General features: G+C 43.5%; 22 protein-coding genes. 3 read left to right on the top strand and 19 right to left on the bottom strand.

Going from position 1 to position 20,822, the window contains the following annotated elements:
- The first annotated feature begins 2 nt into the window (after positions 1-2).
- Positions 3-227, top strand: a complete 225-nt coding sequence (locus VL121_RS10690) for a hypothetical protein (protein WP_325405033.1) — start codon at positions 3-5, stop codon at positions 225-227.
- Positions 228-359: 132 nt separating this feature from the next.
- Here the strand turns inward: VL121_RS10690 and VL121_RS10685 are convergent, their stop codons facing one another.
- From VL121_RS10685 to VL121_RS10675, 3 genes are all read right to left on the bottom strand, one after another.
- Positions 360-812, bottom strand: coding sequence for a hypothetical protein (locus VL121_RS10685; RefSeq protein ID WP_325405031.1), 453 nt, complete (start codon positions 810-812; stop codon positions 360-362).
- Positions 813-974: 162 nt separating this feature from the next.
- A complete protein-coding gene (locus tag VL121_RS10680) occupies positions 975-1,184 on the bottom strand; it encodes an ATP-binding protein (protein ID WP_325405029.1) in 210 nt (69 codons plus the stop codon).
- A gap of 234 nt (positions 1,185-1,418) precedes the next feature.
- Positions 1,419-1,847 carry a YybH family protein gene (locus VL121_RS10675; protein WP_325405027.1) on the bottom strand — a complete coding sequence of 143 codons (429 nt, stop codon included), beginning with the start codon at positions 1,845-1,847 and terminating at the stop codon, positions 1,419-1,421.
- A gap of 221 nt (positions 1,848-2,068) precedes the next feature.
- Between VL121_RS10675 and VL121_RS10670 the strand changes: the two genes are divergently transcribed.
- The gene (locus VL121_RS10670; protein WP_325405025.1) at positions 2,069-2,989 is read left to right on the top strand and encodes an NAD(P)-dependent alcohol dehydrogenase; all 921 of its coding nucleotides are present in this window, start codon (positions 2,069-2,071) and stop codon (positions 2,987-2,989) included.
- 46 nt (positions 2,990-3,035) lie between these two features.
- On the opposite strand, the gene VL121_RS10665 is transcribed toward VL121_RS10670, so the two are convergent.
- The 5 genes from VL121_RS10665 to VL121_RS10645 all read right to left on the bottom strand — a co-directional run bounded on the left by VL121_RS10665 (position 3,036) and on the right by VL121_RS10645 (position 8,717).
- Positions 3,036-3,746: a hypothetical protein gene (locus VL121_RS10665; protein ID WP_325405023.1), complete on the bottom strand. Its 711-nt coding sequence runs from the start codon at positions 3,744-3,746 to the stop codon at positions 3,036-3,038.
- Positions 3,747-3,844: 98 nt separating this feature from the next.
- The gene (locus VL121_RS10660; protein ID WP_325405021.1) at positions 3,845-5,143 is read right to left on the bottom strand and encodes an alpha/beta hydrolase family protein; all 1,299 of its coding nucleotides are present in this window, start codon (positions 5,141-5,143) and stop codon (positions 3,845-3,847) included.
- 250 nt (positions 5,144-5,393) lie between these two features.
- On the bottom strand, positions 5,394-5,753 hold the full coding sequence (locus tag VL121_RS10655) for an SdpI family protein (protein WP_325405019.1): 360 nt from the start codon (positions 5,751-5,753) through the stop codon (positions 5,394-5,396).
- Positions 5,754-5,790: 37 nt separating this feature from the next.
- Positions 5,791-7,836: an OPT family oligopeptide transporter gene (locus tag VL121_RS10650; RefSeq protein WP_325405017.1), complete on the bottom strand. Its 2,046-nt coding sequence runs from the start codon at positions 7,834-7,836 to the stop codon at positions 5,791-5,793.
- A gap of 161 nt (positions 7,837-7,997) precedes the next feature.
- A complete protein-coding gene (locus VL121_RS10645; RefSeq protein WP_325405015.1) occupies positions 7,998-8,717 on the bottom strand; it encodes an HAD-IIB family hydrolase in 720 nt (239 codons plus the stop codon).
- Between the two features lie 463 nt (positions 8,718-9,180).
- Here VL121_RS10645 and VL121_RS10640 point away from each other — a divergent pair, with 463 nt between their 5' ends.
- Entirely contained in the window at positions 9,181-9,483 is a 303-nt protein-coding gene (locus tag VL121_RS10640; RefSeq protein WP_325405013.1) for a DUF3630 family protein, read from the top strand.
- Here the strand turns inward: VL121_RS10640 and rsgA are convergent.
- The 11 genes from rsgA to VL121_RS10585 form a co-directional block, all read right to left on the bottom strand.
- Positions 9,480-10,406 (bottom strand): ribosome small subunit-dependent GTPase A, encoded by a 927-nt coding sequence (gene rsgA, locus VL121_RS10635; protein WP_325405011.1) that lies wholly within the window; start codon positions 10,404-10,406, stop codon positions 9,480-9,482. The genes VL121_RS10640 and rsgA overlap by 4 nt on opposite strands.
- A gap of 109 nt (positions 10,407-10,515) precedes the next feature.
- On the bottom strand, positions 10,516-11,571 hold the full coding sequence (hemH, locus tag VL121_RS10630) for a ferrochelatase (protein WP_325405008.1): 1,056 nt from the start codon (positions 11,569-11,571) through the stop codon (positions 10,516-10,518).
- Positions 11,572-11,640: 69 nt separating this feature from the next.
- Positions 11,641-12,915 (bottom strand): glutamate-1-semialdehyde 2,1-aminomutase, encoded by a 1,275-nt coding sequence (gene hemL, locus VL121_RS10625; RefSeq protein WP_325405005.1) that lies wholly within the window; start codon positions 12,913-12,915, stop codon positions 11,641-11,643.
- Between the two features lie 44 nt (positions 12,916-12,959).
- On the bottom strand, positions 12,960-13,265 hold the full coding sequence (locus VL121_RS10620) for a four helix bundle protein (protein WP_325405003.1): 306 nt from the start codon (positions 13,263-13,265) through the stop codon (positions 12,960-12,962).
- A gap of 60 nt (positions 13,266-13,325) precedes the next feature.
- Positions 13,326-14,300, bottom strand: a complete 975-nt coding sequence (gene hemB, locus VL121_RS10615) for a porphobilinogen synthase (protein WP_325405001.1) — start codon at positions 14,298-14,300, stop codon at positions 13,326-13,328.
- Between the two features lie 132 nt (positions 14,301-14,432).
- On the bottom strand, positions 14,433-15,428 hold the full coding sequence (hemF, locus tag VL121_RS10610) for an oxygen-dependent coproporphyrinogen oxidase (protein ID WP_325404999.1): 996 nt from the start codon (positions 15,426-15,428) through the stop codon (positions 14,433-14,435).
- Positions 15,429-15,497: 69 nt separating this feature from the next.
- Positions 15,498-16,532: a uroporphyrinogen decarboxylase gene (hemE, locus tag VL121_RS10605; RefSeq protein WP_325404997.1), complete on the bottom strand. Its 1,035-nt coding sequence runs from the start codon at positions 16,530-16,532 to the stop codon at positions 15,498-15,500.
- Between the two features lies 1 nt (position 16,533).
- Positions 16,534-17,232, bottom strand: coding sequence for a uroporphyrinogen-III synthase (locus tag VL121_RS10600; protein WP_325404995.1), 699 nt, complete (start codon positions 17,230-17,232; stop codon positions 16,534-16,536).
- The gene (locus tag VL121_RS10595) at positions 17,219-18,196 is read right to left on the bottom strand and encodes a hydroxymethylbilane synthase (protein WP_325404993.1); all 978 of its coding nucleotides are present in this window, start codon (positions 18,194-18,196) and stop codon (positions 17,219-17,221) included. Before VL121_RS10595 ends, VL121_RS10600 begins: the two co-directional genes overlap by 14 nt.
- 51 nt (positions 18,197-18,247) lie before the next feature.
- A complete protein-coding gene (gene hemA, locus VL121_RS10590) occupies positions 18,248-19,486 on the bottom strand; it encodes a glutamyl-tRNA reductase (protein ID WP_325404991.1) in 1,239 nt (412 codons plus the stop codon).
- A gap of 288 nt (positions 19,487-19,774) precedes the next feature.
- Positions 19,775-20,731 (bottom strand): helix-turn-helix domain-containing protein, encoded by a 957-nt coding sequence (locus tag VL121_RS10585; RefSeq protein ID WP_325404989.1) that lies wholly within the window; start codon positions 20,729-20,731, stop codon positions 19,775-19,777.
- Positions 20,732-20,822: the final 91 nt, after the last annotated feature.

The following is a 20,822-nucleotide window of genomic DNA, read 5'->3' as shown; positions in this document are numbered from 1 at the left end:
ATATGAGTAATGGCATTGAACCCGAATTAAAACGGATCATCACAAAAATTTTGCGGGTAATAACAGCCATAATCGTATGGTCTGTTATTACCATATTCTTCGGTTTATACCTAGAGTGGGCTTTAATCAGGGGTTCCTTTAATACCTTTAATACGATATTCTATACATGGTTTGTAATAAGCTTTGTGGCGCTGATCTACTTTTTTTACCGGATATGGCGCGAATAGGGCATGTTAACCGGATATTTATATTTGGCGGAATCGCATTAAAGTAAGCACATTCCGCCAACTATAGTTATATCGCGGATGTTGGAATAAGGATTTCGTTGTGAAGTAAAATGTTCTTAATGTTAATAATCGTCAGCCAAACAGGTCGCCTGCTATTATCTGGCTTGGTACTAACTCGGTAGCATAGCTGTTCTCCTGTACGCCAAAGCAGGTTACCAGGGTAATGAAAACACTTTTTTTAGCGGGCGCCGCCATCCTTACCATGGCTCTTTTATTTCTTAATTCCGCTGCATATTTTTTTGTTATGGTAAAGGGTGCATCGTAAAATTTCATTTCACATACATTAATGATATTATATGCCCTGTCTATCAGCATATCTATTTGCACCCCCCCGGTATCGCCGCCGGCTTTTTGTATGTAGCTGCCGGCTTCAGTATAAACGGCTGCTATGCCCATTGCTCTTTTCATTTGTTGTAAATGCATAAAGCAGATATTTTCGAAAGCGTAACCGCACCAGGTTTTCCATTGCGGCGTATGTTCAAGACTAATAAAACTGCCTTCCCCGTTTTTTCTTTTGCCTTCCATGAACTTCAGGTAAAACAGGGAATAGTTGTCTGCTAAATGGTATAGTATATCCTTTTTCTTTTTGTTGAATGGCGGTACGGTTAATATGAAATCGGATTGTTCGAGCTCTGTAAGGACACGGGTAACGCTGCCTCCATCGCTTATTCCTGTTAGCTCCGGCAGTTAGGAGCGGGTAACTCCCATCCATTTGGTAGCCAAAACACGGATAATGGTAATATGGGTATCCGGCTTGTCATACAGCGAGGCATACAATTTGTCAAATTCTTCTTTTAGTAACCCGTTTTTCGAAAAACACAGCCGGTCAATTTGCCAGGCTACGCTCCTGCCTTTTTTTATCTCTTTCAGGTAATGCGGAACACCACCGGTAATCATGTACAACTGTATGATCTGGTACCTGTTAAGACCAATATGCGCCGTTTTTAAAAACTGTTCGGTTTCACCCAGCGTAAAGGGTTTTAAATGTATAAGCTTTGTGATCCTGTTGCATACCAGTCATTTCAAAGCTGCATACGCCTTCCAGTACATGCCGTATCAGGTACGTTTTTCCTACCCGGCGGCGTCCTATTACGGCTACCATGCTCCATCAGGAATTGCCAGTGCCTGTTGTTAGCTGCTGTGATCAGAAACGATTGTCCACGCTCCCTTAATTTTACGGATCAGTAAAGTATAATGTCCGCTCAAATCCCCGATACTTCGTTTGAGAAACCATTTACCCGCCACGTAATAATATTCCGGGGAAAGTTTTTTGATATGCAGTACCTCAAACCGGAGCCTGCCCATCTTTGACGTATCGCTATAGGTTTTTTTATAGCGGGTTAAGGTATTCCGGTAACCATACACCACGCCGCTGCTACCAACAAACATAAGGGAATCGTTGTTCCAGTAATCTTTTACAAAATTGTCGAGGTCTCCCTTATTCCAGTACAGGGTTTGGTCATCTAATATTTTTAAAATCGCTTTTTCATCTGCAGACTGGGCGCTGACCCTGAATAGCCCCAGGCTTGCCAGGAGCAACAGGCTTACTATTTTTTGCATATCAGGAAAAATAAAGCGCTAATTTAAGTAAGAAATTTTTTTGGATAGTTGTGATTTTTGAAAAGACCTGCAAATAATCAGAAAAGCATAGCGTAATAAAACGGTTTGATGATGAATATTTTCGGCACCTATTTTAGCAGATTATTCTTTTTATTTTAAAAAAATATTGAACTTTTAGAGCAGATTGAAACGTATAAATCAGAAAAATAAAAAATTAAATTATGAAAGCAGTTATTTGTACGAAATACGGTCCACCCGAAGTTCTGCATATTGTGGATGTAGAAAAACCTGTTCCTAAGGATAAGGAAATTCTGGTACGCATTGTTGCCGCTTCAGTAAATTCTGGCGATGTCAGAGTGCGGGGTCTTGTTGTTACAGGCTTTATGAAAATTATATTTCGGTTCGTTATCGGATTTTCAAAACCCCGCAGGCCGATTTTGGGAACCGTGTTTTCGGGTGTTGTTGAACAAATTGGCAGCGGGGTTACACAATTTAACGCGGGAGACGAAGTATTTGGGATTACCGGCTTTAAATTTGGTACTTATGCTGAATATATTGCGGTCAATGAAAAAAGTAATGTACTACTAAAACCTGTAAATACCAGTTTTGAAGAGGCTGCGGCAATTCCGTTTGGCGGACAAACCGCCATTTATTTTTTAGAAAAGGCAGGGATAAAACAGAAGGCAAATCTCAACGTACTGATCATTGGCGCCACTGGTTCTGTAGGCTCAGCAGCTATACAAGTAGCACAGCATTATAGTGCAAACATTACTGCAGTTTGTAGTTCAAGCGGGGTTGAAATAGCAAGGTCACTGGGGGTTACCAATTTGATATTATACGATAAGGAAGATTTTACAAAGTACCCGATGAAGTTCGATATTGTTTTTGATGCCGTGGGCAAGACAACAAAAAAGCAATGTTTACATCTTCTGAACCAGGGTGGGGTTTTCAAATCTGTTGCAGGGCTGGAATACGCTTCCGAAACGAAGGAACAGTTAGTCCTTTTAAAAGAATTGTTTGAAAAAGGCGATTATAAAGCAGTAATTGATAAAACCTTTTCAATGAATGAAGTGGTAGCCGCTCACCGGTACGTAGATACCGGAAGAAAAAAGGGAAACGTAGTGCTGAAAATAACTGAATAACGCGAAAGCCCTGACCTGGTAGTTGTGTACATGCATTGTGATAACACTACAGCTTTTCCACTACAATGCGGGTATTGCTTAAATAGGAAATCATTACACGGATCAGATCGCCCGTTTTTATAGTGGCAAGCGCTTCACCGGGCAACTGAATTTTAGCCTGTATTGTATCATTGATGAGGTTTACATGGGCGCCATAGGGCGAAACCTTAATAACGGTAGCTTCTATTGGCGTTTTATTTTTGAAATACTGTACCGCTTTGCGAAATTCAGGAATATAGTTGTGCGTAAAAAGTTCGGCAGAGAGGCTGTTGGGTTTATCCAGATGCAGTAATTTAAATTCAACAGGTTCATTAAAATTTTTTTCTGCCGGCGGAATTTCCCATGGGGATAGTACCAGCGGAAAAAAAATATAACTGCCGATTTCTTTCACAAAAAGGGCATCCTCCACACGTTTTAAATAGCCGGTAAAGCGGTTATCCGTTGCCGCTTTGTGAACGAGTTGCTCTATCGCGGTATTATATAGAAACTTTAAATTAAAAGCTATTATCCTTTTACCCCTGTCGGCGCCCTTTACCTGGAAACGTACGGCATCGCCTATACGATACTGGTGCGGTTTCTTCTCTTTCTGCCCTTCTTTATCGTCTGTTCTGCAGGTGATCGTTTTCTTTTTATCCTTATAAATGTATTCAATGGATACATATTGTTTTTCGTGATTTACAGATGTTATCTTTCCTTTAATTATAGCATTATTATCCATGTACTGCGCATTTATGCGAAGGTGAGGAAATTATATGAGTGTATCCCATTTTCAACAACGGGCCGGGATCAATATTGGCAGAGAGAAAAGTGTTTTGTTTATTTTCCAGGAGCCGCATGCAGCAATTCCAAGCCTACCAGTGTTCGTTGCTTAAATCCCGGCCATGCATTTGTACCGGCGGATTCGTTTACCAACAGGTATTTGTCAAAGTCTTTTTTCTTCAGGTAAACTCCCAGAAAAGCGGTTAAGAAGTGTTGATTAATATTGTTGATGCGCCGTTCATTCCAGGCCGGTTCAGCATAATGATAATATTCCTGCATAGATAGCTCGGGTTGTAGTGATTCAGGCGGAGGGGGGTTGGGCGCTACATTATGTCTTGCGTTTTCGTAGGTAAGCAGGTAACGGCTGGCATTTATCGCTCCGTTATACATGGCTTTTGTTCCATCCTCATACCCCGATACATCATCTTTGCTTCCCGCCACAAAAAAAACAGGTATTTTCAAGCCTTTTAATCCTTGTGCATCCCATACGCCTCTTTGCATACCCCATGGCGCAAAGGCCACTACGGCTTTAATCCGTGAGTCCAAAGATGCTTCAAACTGCGGGTTATTGGCAGTGCGTACATTGATTGCTTTGCTTCCTCCCGTCATAGCAGTAAAAAAGCCAGCTAATTTTTCACTGTAACCGGCCCCGGCCACATTTAATACACCATAGCCACCCATGGAGTACCCGATAAGCGCCGTATTGCCGGCATCTGCCAATCCTGATAAAAAACTTCCGCTACCTGCTTTACCTGCTTCCGCCATTTCATTAAGCACAAAAAGGACATCTTTTGAACGGTTGAGCAAGGTACTTTGAAAGCCCTTTGTATCACTATGAGTAGATTCGGTGTGATCAATTGCCACTACTACATACCCTTTGGACGCCAGGTTCTCAGTGAGATAGGATAGCAATACCCTTGAACCCGGGTAACCATGTGATACAATGACCAATGGAAATGCGGCAGCTCCCTCATCAGGAACGGCATCGCGCAATGCCCTGCCCTTAAAACTAAAAGGAACAATGGGCCTTAACGAATCATTTGAGCTGCCTAATACATCTTCGTAAACTGCGAGCATGGCTTTGCCTTCAGGCACCCTGGCAGGATACCATACTTCCAGCTTTAGGGAACGATCGTATAACGGATCAGCACCTCCTTTTGAATGTAGTATATCTGCCTGGTCTTTATTTATAAGGGTTAGGGTGCGCACGCCCACTTTGTATGGTCCCCTTGCTGCCAGTTCCGGGGCATCGGGCAATGCATCGCCGTTGATAAATGACGCCGCAATGGTTTGTGCTTTTACCGGTGCGGCAATCAAAAAATAAACTAAAATGATGAAGAAACAATTGCGCTTCATTGTTAAGTATTTAAAATGTTGAAAAGAGCAAAACTTCAGGCATCCATTACTGTAACTGAAAATTATTACTATAAATATAAGCTAACTAAAGCGCCGGGTTTATACTAACATAGTCCCGATTACCCGGTCGGTATGCATAGTATCAGACCGGGTAAGTATATTCCATTTTATGCAGGTATAAGGCCTAATAACATCTAATCATTTTGCAGTCCGGCCCTCCTTCATCGCGTACCGACTGCAAAATATAGTGCTATTCCGTTTTCCTGTTTCCCGCTTTATCAAACAACTTTTTTAAATGCCGTTCTGTAAGCGGAATGGGCAGAAGGCTAAATAAAAAAGTGAGTATTATTCCGGTAATTATGCCTGTTTGGCTCAAAGATGGTATGAAGAAGGAAAGCAGTGCTGTTGCGGTAAGTATACCACCGCAAAGCAGCATCAGCTTTGAAGAATAGCGGTTAGCCTCCTCCCATGTTTGCGGGTTGCGCATGGAGGCTTTTGTTCTGTAGCCGTAAGTTGAATTGATTTTTTTGGGCGGATAAAACAGGGTTATCATACTCATAACAATAAGTGTGCAGCCCGTAACACCTGTAACAATGGTAAAGGGAAACATATTCTTTTTATAATTGCTGTTATCTGTTTACCGGAATTTATTTCCCTCTCGCCACTTTATACAGTAAGCCACCCAGTGCTGCAAAAAAGATCACCCCTAATATTTCATAACCTAAGGCGCCACCCAGTACATTAGTGATCCCATCTTCAAAGCTCAGCTTTCCTAATCCTTTTGAAATGGTATCGTTAGCAGCCAGGAAGGCTACGATCACGCCCGCTATGGCGCCGCCAGCCACCAATCCTGTTGCAAACAGGTTGCCTTTTCCCAGGTCTTCTTCACCGGGTTGTAATACTTCGCCTTTCTTTTTAGCCTGCCAGTCAACAATACCACGTATAGCGCCGCCTATAAAAATAGGTAACGTGGTTGCCAGAGGCAGGTACAAACCAATGGCGAATGATAAGGCTTTAATACCGCAAAGCTCTACCACCACCGCCACAAAAACACCCACCAGCACATACTGCCAGTCGAGGTTAAACGACAGTACGCCTTTTATTAGTGTAGCCATTAACGTGGCCTGCGGGGCTGCGTAGGTGCTTTGTCCAATGGCATGATGGATGCCCTGCGCTACCATTTCGGGAGTGGGGGTATCCAATACTTTTATGGTTATTCCTATTGCCAGGGAAGAAACAATTACGCCAATGAACAGCGCCAATTGCTGGTACCGTGGTGTAGCGCCAATGATATAACCGGTTTTAAGATCCTGCGAAGTAGCGCCTGCATTTGCCGCGGCTATGCATATCATGCCTCCTGCCACCAGCACCATGGGTTCATAAGATTTACCCGTCCAGCCCACCGCTATAAAAATTAAGCAGGTGCCCAGGATAGTGGCAATGGTCATCCCGGAAATAGGGTTATTGGAAGAACCGATCAGCCCCACAATGCGGGAAGAAACGGTTACAAACAATGCGCCAAACACTACAATAAGCACGCCCACCAGCAGGCGGCTGATAAAATTTTCGCCGGGGATGAACGGCAGAACAGATACGATCAGTACCAGTCCCAAACTTCCAAAGCCTACCACTTTTAAACTCAAATCCTTTTCTGTACGCAATTCTTCAGTGGTTATGTTGCCGGCATTTTTATTTTTTAATGAACCCAGGCTGCTTTTAAATGAAGACACTATAGTTGGCAGGGTTTTTAACAGTGTTATAAAACCGCCTGCCGCAACGGCGCCCGCCCCTATTTGCCGGATATAGGCCCAATAAATAGCGTTTGAAAAATCAGTAAAAGTATGGGTGTCGGGGTTCCAGCCACCCTTTCCTCCTGCCGTACTCACATCGGCGAGTACCCCAAGTTTTACCAATTGGGCGGCAATGGAATCGGCAGGTACAAGTGTGGCCAGTAAAGGGATCAGTACAAAAGAGGCCAGCACGCTGCCCGCTACCAGCACGCCACCTATTTTAGGTCCGATGATATAACCTACGCCCAGGTATTCAGGTGTTATTTCGCCGCTCACTTTTGCCGAAGGCAGAAATTTATTAACCTGCTTAGTCATAAATTCCGGCGTTTCGGCAATGACATGAACGATCTTTTGTAAAAAAGCATAAACTAATGCGAAGCCTACTCCTGTAAAAGCGGTTTTAGCAAAATCGCCGCCTTTCTCCCCGGCTTTTAATACGGCCGCGCAGGCGGTTCCTTCCGGATAGGGAAGGGTATCGTGTTCCTTTACAATCAGTGGCCGCCGCAATGGTATCATCATTAGCGTACCCAGTATACCGCCCAGTATGGCAAGCGTAAGTATGGTTACATAATTAAAATAGTCTTCATTGGCCTTATCGCTCAAAAATAAAAATCCGGGCAGCGTAAATACAACACCAGCCGCAATGCTTTCACCTGCCGATCCTGTTGTTTGAATAATATTGTTCTCAAGAATGGTGGTCTTTAAAAAAAGCCTGCTGAGTGTTATGGCCATTACCGCAATGGGTATGGAGGCAGAAACAGTTAACCCCGCTTTGAGCGCAAGATATACGGTAGACGCGCCAAAGATGATACCAAACACCGAACCGGTTAATATGGCTTTAATGGTAAACTCGGCCATTTTAGTTTCGGGAGCAATGAAGGGCTGAAATTTTTTTTCAGGCATAGCTTGGAAAGTTTTCGGAAGAAAGATAAAGAAAATAGGGATTGGGTAAATAATAATCAACGCCCGGGTTTGAAAAAGAAAAGCCCAACAAGATTCCCGGTGGCGAAAATCCGCCAAAGCGGTGCCATTTGAAATGTGCCGGAAACAAATCTTTCAACCGGTCAGATCGCCGGCTTTTTTAATAAAGAAAAATGCTGCATGGCTTCCAGTATGCCGCCTGCGCCATCTTCTTTGGCATGGTATATAGCAGGCAGATCCGCGGTTGCTTCCCGTAAGCCGGGTTCCGCATTGCCTACCACAACCCCTTTGTATCCTGTTGCAAATAAAGACAGGTCGTTGAAGGTATCGCCTGCCACCAGGATATTTTCTATGGTAAAATGATATTGTTTGGCCAGCAACTGCAGGCTGTATCCTTTATTAATGCCTTTGGGTAATACATCCGCAAACTTTCCTGCAGACAATACCAGGTCGCAATTTAATTGTTCCACCTTATACTTTAGATCGTCAACATCCGTGTGATCATTATAAAAATAGGAGCAGCGCCGTTGCTGGGGAACATCCTGCGGTGTAAGGCCTTTTACACCGGCCAGTAGTGCGGCTACTTTTTTCTTTCCCGGCCATCTTTCTTCAATCAATGATTGAATGGGCTCAACGGGTTCAAGCGAATTGCCATTTACAATAGTAGCGCCCACATCACAAATAATGAAACCCGGCTTTGGCATTAATGGTTCTTCAAAAAGCGGTAAAATGGTTGCCAGGCCTCTGCCGCTTACAAAAATAAGCTGAAGCCCTTTATGACTGTTTATTATACGATACAGTGCAGCGCGCTGTACGGGATCTCCGCCTAAAAATGTGCCGTCCAAATCCGTAGCCAGTAACATTATCTTTTTCTCTTTTTGTTATAGTGGTAAAGGGCAAATATCCTTTATAAAATGATGATATGCCTTTTACCTAAAAAATGCCGGGTTACCTAAGAAGCTGAGAGCGTATGGCAGCACAGTATGCAAAATCCCCGGAATCATTTTTAAACAGCCCCTAACAGGCTGCATAATGCTGTTTCAGCAGCTTTTCTTATACCTGCATACGAAAAATCATCCTTAACCGTTCCTATTAATAAAAATGAAAAGGGGAAGCGGACAGCTACATTTAACCATAATGCTATGAAAAAGTTCATTATTTGTGCAGCATGCGGCTTTTTGCTGCTGTGGTATATAAGTGGGTGTTCACCAAAATATGGATGCCCGGCTAATGGTAAGAGCGTTGGAGCAGAAAGAATCCTAAGCGGGGAAAAGGCACCCAAAGCAAAGTCTTTTAAAAATTAGTCTCACCACTAAAAATAAAGCTATGACCCTGACCCTGCGTAACGATTATGGCTGTACCGAAGCCATAATTGATGAAAACTGCGGCTTCGACAAATTTTATGGGATAGCCGGTTTACTTACCGATAAGCTGCAGGTACAGTTTACCAATAAAATTGATGACCTGGATACTTCTTACTGGGATTTTAATTACAAAGGACATAAACTTACCCTGCATTATAACATATACGATGGCGTATCCATTTTACCTGTACGGCTAAGGCGTGCTGTTGCAAAAGAAAACGAGGCAATAAAAGAGCTGGCCGTAGCTTTGGAGCAACTCCGTTAGTACCCCTTCTCCGAAATAGAATCAAGGATATTATAATAGCTCACATAGCGCTCAACATTAATTTTTCCGCTTTCCACAGCAGCTTTAACAGCGCAGCCGGGTTCATTGATATGTAAACAATTATTAAACTGGCAATCTGTTATAACTTCCCGCATCTCCGGGAAATAATGCGAAAGCTCCTGTTTTGAAATATCTACCAATCCAAATTCACGGATCCCCGGCGTATCAATAATTCTTCCGCCAAAGGGAAGATCAAACATTTCCGCGAACGTGGTAGTATGCAGACCTTTACCGCTCCAGCCGCTCACCTCCTGTGTTTTGAGTGCAAAAGCCGGCATTACCGCGTTAATAAATGAAGATTTTCCTACGCCCGAATGTCCGCTTATCAAAGAGGTTTTGTGTTGTAAAATTTGTTGTATATCTTTTATCCCTTCATTCTTTTCTATACTCATTAAAATAACGGTATACCCGATGGCCTCGTATATGGCTTTTCTTTCTTCAAACTGGAGCTTTTCTTTTTCCCTGTGCAAATCAGATTTATTGAATACCAGCACCGCGGGTATATGGTAGGCTTCAGCGGCAACCAAAAACCGGTCAATAAATCCCTGCGATGTGCGCGGGTCCCGGAGCGTACAGATCAGTAAAGTTTGATCTATATTGGCCGCGATAATATGATGCTGGTATTTATGAGCGGGCGACTGCCGGTTAATATAATTCCGCCGGTCATAAATATGCGTAATAACAGCGCTCTGTTCATCACCTTCTTCTATGGCTATATCTATTTCATCGCCAACGGTAATGGGGTTGGTAGATGTAATGCCATCCATTTTAAATTTGCCTTTCATCCTCGCGTTATACAACGCTCCGTCCTGGCTTTTCACTACGTACCAGCTTCCTGTAGATTTGTATACCAGGGCTTTCATGCAATACAATAAATTAGTTCTTTGCGCTGTTGTTATTCAATTCGGAAACAATACCTGTAAACTACCATTTTGTTTGGAATCATTTCCTGTGCTGCCAGGCTGTTCAGCATTACTGCAGGATCATTTGGCGTTCACCCTCCGCGTACGCTTTCATCCATGAAGTTATTGTATTTACCCATGCGGCATCGGTATTGATGCAGGGAACAAAAGTAAAGGATTCGCCGCCCGCATGTAAAAAGATTTCCTTTCCTTCCACTGCTATTTCTTCCAGTGTTTCCAAACAATCACTTACAAAAGCCGGACAAAGCACTACCAGTTTCTTTTTACCCTCTTTGGGAAGTTCTGCCAAACGTATATCGGTAAAGGGCTCCAGCCATCCCTTACCCAGCCTCGACTGAAAGGAAATGCTGTATTTATTTTCCGGAATATTAAGCTTTTGTGTAAGGAGGCGTGTGGTTTCAAAACACTGGTGCCTGTAGCAAAAAGCATGCGCGGGGGAATCTGTCTGGCAACAGTTTTCATTTTTCAAACAATGGTTGCCTGTAATATCCGACTTATGTATATGTCTTTGCGGTACGCCGTGGTAGCTAAATAAAATGTGATCATACTCCTGCTGCAGGTAAGGGATAATACTTTCTTCCATTGCCTGTATATAATTGGGCTCGTTGTAAAAGGGTTTGATAAAGGAAAGCGAAAAAGGATATTTCCCTTTTTTGTGTACGGCTTTCGCATGTTCTACCGCTGTTTCATACGATGACATGGCGAAATGCGGGTAGAGCGGAACAGCGATCACTTCTTCAAGCGCCGGTAACCGCTTCATCAAATTATCGTAAGCAGCGGCAACGGATGGATTGCCATACCGCATGGCTATTTCAACAGGCGCTTCTATTTGTTGTTGCACCGCCTCCTGTAACTGTTTGGTAATTACAATCAGGGGAGAACCTTCCGTAGTCCATATAGAACGGTAAGCCGCCGCAGATTTTGGAGCGCGAAAGGGTACAATTATACCGCCTACCAGCAGCAGCCGCCACGGGTAAGAGTAATCAATCACTCTTCCATCCATTAAAAATTCCATTAAATAACGGCGAACATCTTTCACTTCAGTTGAATCGGGCGAGCCGAGATTCATTAATAGGATGCCCTGTTTGGGAGATGTATTTATCATGATAGTTGGTATGCTTGCTTTTTTAAAATGGTAAAGGTCACGCGGGGTGACCTTTACTGATATGATGGATCAAAAACGGGACGCCGCATCAATGGTACGGTCCAGGTCTTGATAGGTAATGGCGTTACTTATAAACCAGGTTTCAAAAGCGGATGGAGGCAAATATACACCGGAATTCAACATATGATGAAAAAAATTATTGAAGACTTCAATATTTGCTTCCGATGCCGACGCAAAATCAGTGATGTCATGATCGCTGAAATGCACGCTGATCATGCTGCTCAAACGATTGATCCGGAAAGCGTGCGACCTGGCTTTTAATGCCCCGCTCAGTCCTTTTTCAAGGTAAGCACCTTTGGCCTCCAGCTCATCGTATATTACCGGGTTGGTACTTAACTCTTTAAGAAGTGTATACCCCGCAATCATAGCTAAAGGGTTACCGCTTAAGGTGCCGGCCTGGTATACGCTCCCTACGGGTGCTATATGGTGCATGATCTCCTTTCTACCCGCAAAAGCACCTACAGGCATACCGGCCCCGATAATTTTTCCATAGGTAATAATATCAGCATTCACCTTCAATTTTTCCTGCGCGCCTCCTTTTGCCAGTCTGAACCCCGTCATCACCTCGTCAAAGATGAGCAATATATTTTCCCTGTCGCAAATTTTCCGGAGCGTTTCTAAGTACCCTTCTCCCGGCAAAATGCAACCCATATTACCCGCTATGGGTTCAATAATAATAGCGGCTATTTCATTCCTGTTTTCCGCTACCAACTTTTCAACAGCAGCTATATTGTTATAAGGGCAGGTTAGGGTATCGGTGGCAACGCCCGCTGTTACACCCGGTACTTTTTGTATGTTAAAGGTAGCCACCCCACTTCCCGCTTTTACTAAAAAGCAATCTGCATGACCGTGATAACAACCTTCAAATTTTATAAATTTATTTTTCCCGGTATATCCTCTCGCCAGTCTTATAGCACTCATACAGGCTTCTGTACCACTGTTCACCATTCTAATCAGGTCAACATTGGGTGCCATGGTTTTAATGAGCTCGGCTATTTCAATTTCCAGTTTGGTAGGCGCGCCAAAGGAGGTAGATCCTGCGGCCTTATCGCAGATAGCTTTGATAACGGGTTCATGCGCGTGACCTAAGATCATTGGGCCCCAGGAGTTGATAAAATCAATATATTGATTCCCGTCAACATCGTATAGGTAGGCTCCTTTGGCCTTTTCCATAAATACGGGGGTACCTCCAACACTTTTAAATGCCCTTACCGGGGAGTTTACGCCGCCGGGGATGGAGTGTTGGGCGCGTTCGAATAGTGTTTTGCTGGATTGGTAATTCATGGTGAATAAGTGAATGGTGAATAGTGATTTGGGCGATGCCTATATTAATGCTTTGAACAAGATAGTATTAAACCCGTCAATAACTTAAAGGTGCTGACCATCTTTTCTGCTAAATCTTTCATATCAATATTATTTAAATAGTTTAAGTCACTGGCTATATCTAATGCCGCATCTACTTCTACTATTGAACCTCTTGAAATTTCATAATATCTTCTTCTCTCCACTTTAGATTTTTTGGAGGCTCCCTCTGCAATATTGAGGTGTATTGACAATGCAGCTCTGCTTATCAGATGAAGAAATATCTGTAAAATAATTGTTTTACACTTACATCTTATATTGTGTCTATTCATTCACCATTGCCTCATTTACTCCGTCCGAACGGTGTTCAGCCGGGCGGACATTCACCTCTCTCAGGCCAACATCCCCGCTGCATCTTTTGCAAAATAAGTAGCTATAAGGTCAGCGCCCGCGCGTTTGATAGCAGTAAGGCTTTCTATAACTGCCTTTGATTCATCGAGCCACCCCATTTTTGCAGCGGCTTTTATCATGGCGTATTCTCCGCTTACATGATAAGCGCTTACCGGAACGGTAACGGTATTTTTTATTTCCCTGATAATATCAAGATAAGCCATAGCAGGTTTTACCATTACAATATCGGCGCCTTCATCAACATCCCTCAATGTTTCATTCACTGCTTCTATACGGTTGGCATAATTCATCTGGTAGGTTTTTTTATCGCCAAAGCCGGGTGCGCTATCCAATGCATCGCGAAACGGTCCGTAAAAGCAGGAAGCATATTTGGCGCTGTATGACATGATGCCTGTATGGGTAAAATGATTTTCTTCCAGCGCTTTCCGTATAGCGCCAATGCGGCCATCCATCATGTCGCTGGGTGCAACAAAATCTGCACCTGCCACGGCATGGCTCACACTCATCTTAACCAGGGCCTCAACGGTTTCATCGTTTAGTATCTTGCCGTTTTTTACGATGCCGTCATGGCCGTATTCAGAATAAGGATCCAGCGCCACATCCGTCATCACAATCATTTCCGGCACTGCATCCTTAATGGCTTTAATGCCGCGCTGCATCAGCCCGTTTTCATTCCATGCTTCCTTACCCGTATTGTCTTTCCATTCATCCCTGCATTTTATGAAAAGCAAAACGCTTTTAATGCCCATGCTCCACAGCGTTTTCACTTCTTTAACCGTATTATCAACTGAATAGCGGTAGTATCCCGGCATGGAAGGAATTTCGTAGGCGATGTGTTCGCCTTCATCAATAAACAGGGGCGCAATAAAATCGTTAGGCGTTAATACTGTTTCGGCTACCATGCTGCGAATGGCTGCATTGCTGCGAAGGATACGGTTTCTGCGTTGTAAGAACATAGGATCAATTTGAAATTTAAGATTTGAAATTTGAGACTGAAGCCGTTCGGATTTCGGTCTGTCTGCTTCGGATTTGAAATTTGAATTTATTTGTTTCTCTCACCATTCACCGCTCACTGCTTCTCCCTCACCTCATACCCACTCCTTTGGATGCAAACAAACCTGAAGCAGCTTGTCTTCTTCACTACCCGCTTCGGGCCGATAATTATATTCGAACCGCACAGTGGGCGGTAAACTCATGAGTATACTCTCGGTTCTTCCATTGGTTTTTAACCCAAACAGGGTACCCCGGTCGTGTATCAGGTTAAATTCAACATAGCGTCCCCTGCGAATCTCCTGCCAGTGCTTATGCTTTTCGTTCCATACTGTGTGTTTTCTTTTTGCAACAACCGGTATGTATGCATCGGTAAAGCAATTGCCATTAGCCTGCTGAAAGGCAAATAAACGGTTAGCATCTTCTTCATCCAGCGGGCGCAGGTAATCATAAAATACACCTCCAATTCCCCGCATTTCATTGCCGCGATGGGTATTGGAGAAATAGGTATCGCATTGGCGCTTAAACTTTGGATATAAATCTTCACCAAAGGGCAGCATAGCGTTGCACAGGGTTTGATGAAAATGCTGTGCGTCTTCCTCAAACAAATAATAGGGGGTAAGGTCGGCCCCGCCTCCAAACCACCTGTCTGTTACTTTTCCGGCTGTATCATATAATTCAAAGTAGCGCCAGTTGGCGTGCACCGTGGGTACAAAAGGATTAAGCGGATGTATAACAATACTAAGTCCGCAGGCGAACCAGCTATCGCCATTAATCTTCAACTGGGTTCGCATGGCGTCATTTACTTTCCCGTGCACAACCGATGTGTTTACGCCTCCCTTTTCAAATACCTTTCCGTTCGCCATCACTCTCGATCTTCCTCCCCCGCCTTCCTGCCGTTCCCATTTATCTTCTATAAACCTGGCTTTGCCGTCTTCCTGCTCCAATGCACTACAAATACGGTTTTGAAGATCATGTATATAATTGATCCAACTGTTAGTGGTGAGTGCCCGCCCGGCTGAACCGTTCGGACGGGGTGAATGGTGTAAAGTCAAGGATTCGTCAATGCCAGACGACAGATGATGGGTTTTCATTTCTTTCAGTTTGTTTAATACGATCTCATATTAAATACAGCCCATTTTGGTACTAATTGAAAATGTATTCTACTGCTCCCTGTGGTTGCTCCATCCCTTAACCGTATCTACAAATGCACGGGCATGATCAACAGGTATATGGGGTAAAATGCCATGCCCGAGATTAGCGATATATTTCTCCCCGCCAAAAGCAGCAAGCATGGCTTCTGTTTCTTTTTTAATAACAGGTATGGGCGACAAAAGTTTTGCCGGATCGAAATTGCCCTGTAAAGTTACTGTATCCCCTGCTAAGCTCCGGGCCATTTGCGGAGTAATGCACCAGTCAATACCCAGCGCCCGGGCGCCTGTTGCTGCCATAGCATCTAATGAATGCCAGGCCCCTTTGGCAAAAACAATAACAGGTACTTTATCTTTTAACGCGGTTACTATCTGCCGGATGTATTGTAAGGAAATGGTTTCAAAATCTGCGGGACCCAGTAATCCGCCCCAACTGTCGAATATCTGGATTACATCTGCACCGGCTTCTACCTGGGCTTTAAGGTAAGCAATAGTAGTGTCGGTAATCATTTGCAGCAGTTGATGCGCCACCTGGGGTTGTGTGTAACAAAATGCTTTGGCCTCGTCAAAGGTTTTACTGCCTTTGCCCTGTACCATATAGCATAGCAGGGTCCACGGCGCTCCTGCAAAACCAATAAGTGGTACGCGGTTGTTCAATTCTTTTTTGATTAGTTGTATGGCATCAAAAACATATTGCAGCTTTTCATGCACATCGGGTATGCACACCCGCTGTAAATCGGAAGCGGTTTTTACCGGGTCCGGCAAAAAAGGTCCCTTGCTTTCTATCAACTGCACTTCAAGCCCCATGGCCTGTGGCACTACCAGTATATCCGAAAAAAGGATAGCAGCGTCCACGCCAATAATATCCACGGGCTGCAAAGTAATTTCACATGCCAGCTCAGGGGTTTGGCAGCGCTCAAAAAAGCCGTATTTTTCACGCAGTTTCATGTACTGGGGCAAATAACGGCCTGCCTGGCGCATCATCCAAACCGGCGGGCGTTCTACAGGTTTACCACTAAGTGCTTTTAATAATAAATCGTTCTTCATATCATTTAAAATAAGTTGTAACCATTTCGAGCATATCAGCTTCTCCGGGCCATGGGCTGGTGATCACTTTATTGCTGCAATAAGCTTCTATTGCAGCCGTAGTAGTTTCACCAATAGAAAACAATACTGTATGTACAGGTGTAGTATTTATTGAAAAAAAGCTATGCACGGCACTGGGACTAAAAAATAATATGCCTTTATAATCTTTTGTGGCAGGTATTGGTGTTGCTACTGTTTGGTACACCACCAGTTCATTTACTTTTATACCCGCGGCACCAAGTCTTTCAGGTAAATGGTTCATCCTGCTGCTTCCGCAAATAAATACTACTTCTTTTGTATTTCCGTGAGCGATTATTTTTTCGGAAAGAAGGATGGCATTTTTTGCAGAGGCAATAATGGAAGCGGCGCCAAAAAATGGTATCAGGGCGTCTTTGGTTGCCCCACTTATACAAAAAATCTTCCACGCAGGGGCAACGGTTAACCGGGTAGTAACTGCATTAACCGAATTAACACTTGTAAAAATAACGGTGGCCGGCTGCAGGGCCAGGGATTGTATTTGTGCCGTGGTTTCCTGCGAAACATCAGGAATGATGTGTATAAAAGCATTTGCATCCACATGAATGTGTTGCCATTCGCCTTCCCCGGATAGCTGGCTGTTCAGCCGGCGTGTTGATAATATTTCAATTTTATTTTCCGCCATTCCGGATAGATTCAATGATTTTATCTCCGCCTTTGGCTAAAATTTCCAGGGCGGCTTCTTTACCTGTATCTTCTATTTTATTTACATCCACTTTCCTTTCTGTTTCTATTTTTTCTTTCCCGTCAACCGATGTAATGCTTCCTCTGAAATGCAGCAATCCGTTGTTAATTTGGGCCAACGCGCTTATGGGGGTGGAACAACCGCCAGATAAGGCGCGTAAAAAACTACGTTCCGCCCCGGTGCATATATCCGTATGCGCATCATTCAGGGATGCAAAAATAGCTCTCAGCCATTGGTCTTCCGCACGGCAAACAGACACCACTGTTCCCTGGGCCGGCGCTGGCAACATCCAGTCTAACTCTATGCTTGCTGATGGGCGCAGGTTAATACGGTCCAGTCCGGCAGCGGCAAAAATAGCTCCCTGCCATTTGCTTTCCTCCAGCTTTCTGAGCCTGCTGTTAATATTTCCGCGTAAATTATCAATGGTATGATGCGGATATCGGTGCAGCCATTGGGCTTTGCGGCGTATGCTGCTGGTAGCAACGGTGAAGCTGCTGATTTCACCGGGCGCATTATTATTTTTGTCTGTCCACTTTCCATCTGCAAATCCCAACTCTTCTTCCAGCAGGGTATTCCCTGATTTATATATTAAAATATCTTTATATGAATCGCGTTGGAGTACTGCCGCTTTAACTATTCCCGTTGCCATTTGGGTAGGAACATCTTTATAGGAATGCACGGCAACATCAATATTTTTTTGCAGCAGGGCTATATCAAGGGCTTTGGTGAAAATGCCCTGCACACCTATTTCGTATAGCGGTACGGTAAGATTAATGTCGCCCTCGCTCTTTATATATACCAGGGTTGAAGCCACATCCCGTTCCGCCAAAAGCGTTTGAACCTTTGTGGCCTGCCAAACGGCTAATGCACTCTCACGTGTGCCTATTTTTACTATATGCTTCATAAACCGGTTATGCTTAAACAGAAATTTTTTAGAAAAACAAGGTTGTTATCCTTATAATGGATTCATTTGCAGATACGCGTTGATCGTACTGATATATTGACAACCTTTGGCAGTATGTGTACGAAGGTCTACGGCAAGCGTTTTTACGGCTTTCTGTATTTGCGCATCTTTAACTTCTTTCTCCCTGCTGCCTGGTGCTATGCAAGGCTGTGTTTCACTTAGTTCGTATAGTTTGGATTTTACCTCGCCCAAAAAATGACGGTGTAAAAATATTTTGTGCCATGCGGCAAACTCACCCAGGGTTTCCTGTATAATATCCAGCGCCCGCGGTATTTCCGCTTTTCTCATAGCAAATGTATTATTCAAAATGGCGGATATTTCGTCTACATCCATTAAGGTGGTACCGGGTAATGATTGCGTGGCGGGGTCAATGCTTTTGGGTACAGACAGGTCTAAAAGCAGCCTTGGCTTTTGTATTGAAAAAAAAGAAGGAACTATACTAAATGCTTCAGCGGCGGTACTCGCTATTAAAACATCACTTTCATTGGCAACGGTGCTGAGCAACTCATAAGGCACGCATTCCAATCCATATTCCACGGCAAATGCTTCCGCTTTTGCATGTGTGCGGTTGGTAATGCGTACTTTAACGCCGGGGAAGTACGCATTGATGTTCTTAGCCACATTACAGCCAAACTTTCCTGCGCCTACCAGCAGGATGTTCTTCTGTTCAATATCCGCTACTTTTTCCCGTATCACTTCAATGGCAGCGTAGGCCACAGAAACGGTTCCGGTACTCAGGCGGGTTTCAGATTTTATTTTTTTGGAAGCCTGAAGCGCGAAGTTTACAAGCCTGTCTAATAAAGTACCGAGTAAACCCTTTTCTTTTGCATACTTTGTTGCTTTCTTTAGCTGCATCAGAATTTCGTAATCCCCGATAATCTGGGAATCTAACCCGGCGGCTACTTTAAAGAGGTGCATTATGGCGGCTATACCATGCTGAACATACCCATGCCGGTTAAATGCCGAAACAGGATTGCCTGTGGCTTCACACAACAGTTCTGTTAACGCCGCGGCAGTGGCAACGCCATATACTTCGGTTCTGTTGCAGGTAGAAAGCACAAAAACATCGTTGATTCCTTTTTGTGCGGCATGTTCTGCGATCTTTTCGTATGCGGTATTAGATACCGCGAAGTTGCTTCGTGTGGAGGTATCGGCATTATGATAATTAACGCCAATAATAACAAAGTTGTCTAATCCGCTACAAACGTCATATGTGTCGGGGTATAACATAAACAGATGCAAATGTAGCAGACAACCGTCATCTTACCGTCAGCGTATTGTCATAAAATCGCCATCTCTGCATAAACTGTTCAAAGTTATTTGTTGAACTGACTAAAATCAGGGATGAGTTGTGGGGGGAAAGACAAATCACCAAAAAGAAATAAAATTTAAACGCTAAATTTAGAAATTCGAATACAAAACCAAGGATGTGGCGGGAGGTGAAAGAAGGATTATTCATTCTGTCATTAACAACACTCACCTGATAGCGGGTTGCTGATACCTGACTGCTAACGCTCCCTACCTCAGCAGCAATTCACAAGGCTTTAAGCCGGTGTGTTTTTTAAACGCGGTAGAAAAGTGAGATATAGAGGAATAGCCCAGCATAAGTGAAACTTCGGTTACGCTTAACCCCTTTTCATACAAAAGATATTTAGCATGTTCCATACGCTGGCTCTGGTAAAAATCAAAAATGGTGGTGCCAAAAATTTCTTTAAATCCTTTTTTCAGGTAACATTCATTGATGGCCACTTTACGGCTCAGGTCTTTGATGGTAATGGGTTCACCAATATGCGCCAACAATACTTCCCTGGCTTTCAGTATCTTGTCCCTGTCTGATTCATTGGCCAGGAACTTACAGCTAAAGGTCTCTTCTTCCTTATTTCCCAGCATACATTCCAGGCTATATAACAACAGCATCTGGGTTTGCGCGTTAATGTAAATATTTTCGAAACTTTCGGTGTACGTATTATCTAACAGGCTTTCTAATATACCCCTCACGCGGTTGCATAGCGGAAGGATTTTTGTAAAAGAAGAAGGGTGCTTAAAACAAAGTACTTCGTTAGTGAAATCAAAAGAGCGGGGATTCTTTACAAACTGCAGTAAATGTTCGGGCAAAAAAGTGAAATTCATTACATCAATGGTCTCTTCCTTTTCTGAGCAGGCTTTGGTAAGCCCGTTTTTGCAGTTCAGGCATTCCTGTTCTTTACCCTTGCAGTATACATTTCCACTCACACAAAACCGTAACTCAAGATAGCTGGTAGCAGGTTCATTTTTTTTATAGTGATACACCATCATACCCATATCTTCGGTATTCCACTGGGGTATACGGCTGTATCGTTTGATAGTGTATTGAATGGCGCCGGGCGTTTGACGTTCTTTTTCGTGCAATACATTTAACTCCTCAAGCATTACGGGATACTTTTGGGCCAAATCCAATATGTTAGGCGCCTGCAGCATAAGTTTGCAAATATACATTGTTTAACCATTAAAAAGGATATTAAAATTGCCTGCGCAGCCTAATTTCAGTACCTTTGCACGAATATTTTTTTGATCAGCAAAAGCGATT

It is taken from the genome of Agriterribacter sp., assembly GCF_035497235.1.
Classification (GTDB): Bacteria; Bacteroidota; Bacteroidia; order Chitinophagales; family Chitinophagaceae; genus Agriterribacter.
Note: the sequence above shows the minus strand (reverse complement) of the source record. Positions and strands in the feature narration are given on the sequence as shown.

What these genes read in the sequence shown, in the direction of transcription:
- VL121_RS10690 (WP_325405033.1), top strand. Translation starts at nt 3, where the DNA reads ATGAGTAATGGCATTGAACCCGAATTAAAACGGATCATCACAAAAATT.
- VL121_RS10685 (WP_325405031.1), bottom strand. Translation starts at nt 812, where the DNA reads ATGGAAGGCAAAAGAAAAAACGGGGAAGGCAGTTTTATTAGTCTTGAA.
- VL121_RS10680 (WP_325405029.1), bottom strand. Translation starts at nt 1,184, where the DNA reads ATGATTACCGGTGGTGTTCCGCATTACCTGAAAGAGATAAAAAAAGGC.
- VL121_RS10675 (WP_325405027.1), bottom strand. Translation starts at nt 1,847, where the DNA reads ATGCAAAAAATAGTAAGCCTGTTGCTCCTGGCAAGCCTGGGGCTATTC.
- VL121_RS10670 (WP_325405025.1), top strand. Translation starts at nt 2,069, where the DNA reads ATGAAAGCAGTTATTTGTACGAAATACGGTCCACCCGAAGTTCTGCAT.
- VL121_RS10665 (WP_325405023.1), bottom strand. Translation starts at nt 3,746, where the DNA reads ATGGATAATAATGCTATAATTAAAGGAAAGATAACATCTGTAAATCAC.
- VL121_RS10660 (WP_325405021.1), bottom strand. Translation starts at nt 5,143, where the DNA reads ATGAAGCGCAATTGTTTCTTCATCATTTTAGTTTATTTTTTGATTGCC.
- VL121_RS10655 (WP_325405019.1), bottom strand. Translation starts at nt 5,753, where the DNA reads ATGTTTCCCTTTACCATTGTTACAGGTGTTACGGGCTGCACACTTATT.
- VL121_RS10650 (WP_325405017.1), bottom strand. Translation starts at nt 7,836, where the DNA reads ATGCCTGAAAAAAAATTTCAGCCCTTCATTGCTCCCGAAACTAAAATG.
- VL121_RS10645 (WP_325405015.1), bottom strand. Translation starts at nt 8,717, where the DNA reads ATGTTACTGGCTACGGATTTGGACGGCACATTTTTAGGCGGAGATCCC.
- VL121_RS10640 (WP_325405013.1), top strand. Translation starts at nt 9,181, where the DNA reads ATGACCCTGACCCTGCGTAACGATTATGGCTGTACCGAAGCCATAATT.
- rsgA (WP_325405011.1), bottom strand. Translation starts at nt 10,406, where the DNA reads ATGAAAGCCCTGGTATACAAATCTACAGGAAGCTGGTACGTAGTGAAA.
- hemH (WP_325405008.1), bottom strand. Translation starts at nt 11,571, where the DNA reads ATGATAAATACATCTCCCAAACAGGGCATCCTATTAATGAATCTCGGC.
- hemL (WP_325405005.1), bottom strand. Translation starts at nt 12,915, where the DNA reads ATGAATTACCAATCCAGCAAAACACTATTCGAACGCGCCCAACACTCC.
- VL121_RS10620 (WP_325405003.1), bottom strand. Translation starts at nt 13,265, where the DNA reads ATGAATAGACACAATATAAGATGTAAGTGTAAAACAATTATTTTACAG.
- hemB (WP_325405001.1), bottom strand. Translation starts at nt 14,300, where the DNA reads ATGTTCTTACAACGCAGAAACCGTATCCTTCGCAGCAATGCAGCCATT.
- hemF (WP_325404999.1), bottom strand. Translation starts at nt 15,428, where the DNA reads ATGAAAACCCATCATCTGTCGTCTGGCATTGACGAATCCTTGACTTTA.
- hemE (WP_325404997.1), bottom strand. Translation starts at nt 16,532, where the DNA reads ATGAAGAACGATTTATTATTAAAAGCACTTAGTGGTAAACCTGTAGAA.
- VL121_RS10600 (WP_325404995.1), bottom strand. Translation starts at nt 17,232, where the DNA reads ATGGCGGAAAATAAAATTGAAATATTATCAACACGCCGGCTGAACAGC.
- VL121_RS10595 (WP_325404993.1), bottom strand. Translation starts at nt 18,196, where the DNA reads ATGAAGCATATAGTAAAAATAGGCACACGTGAGAGTGCATTAGCCGTT.
- hemA (WP_325404991.1), bottom strand. Translation starts at nt 19,486, where the DNA reads ATGTTATACCCCGACACATATGACGTTTGTAGCGGATTAGACAACTTT.
- VL121_RS10585 (WP_325404989.1), bottom strand. Translation starts at nt 20,731, where the DNA reads ATGTATATTTGCAAACTTATGCTGCAGGCGCCTAACATATTGGATTTG.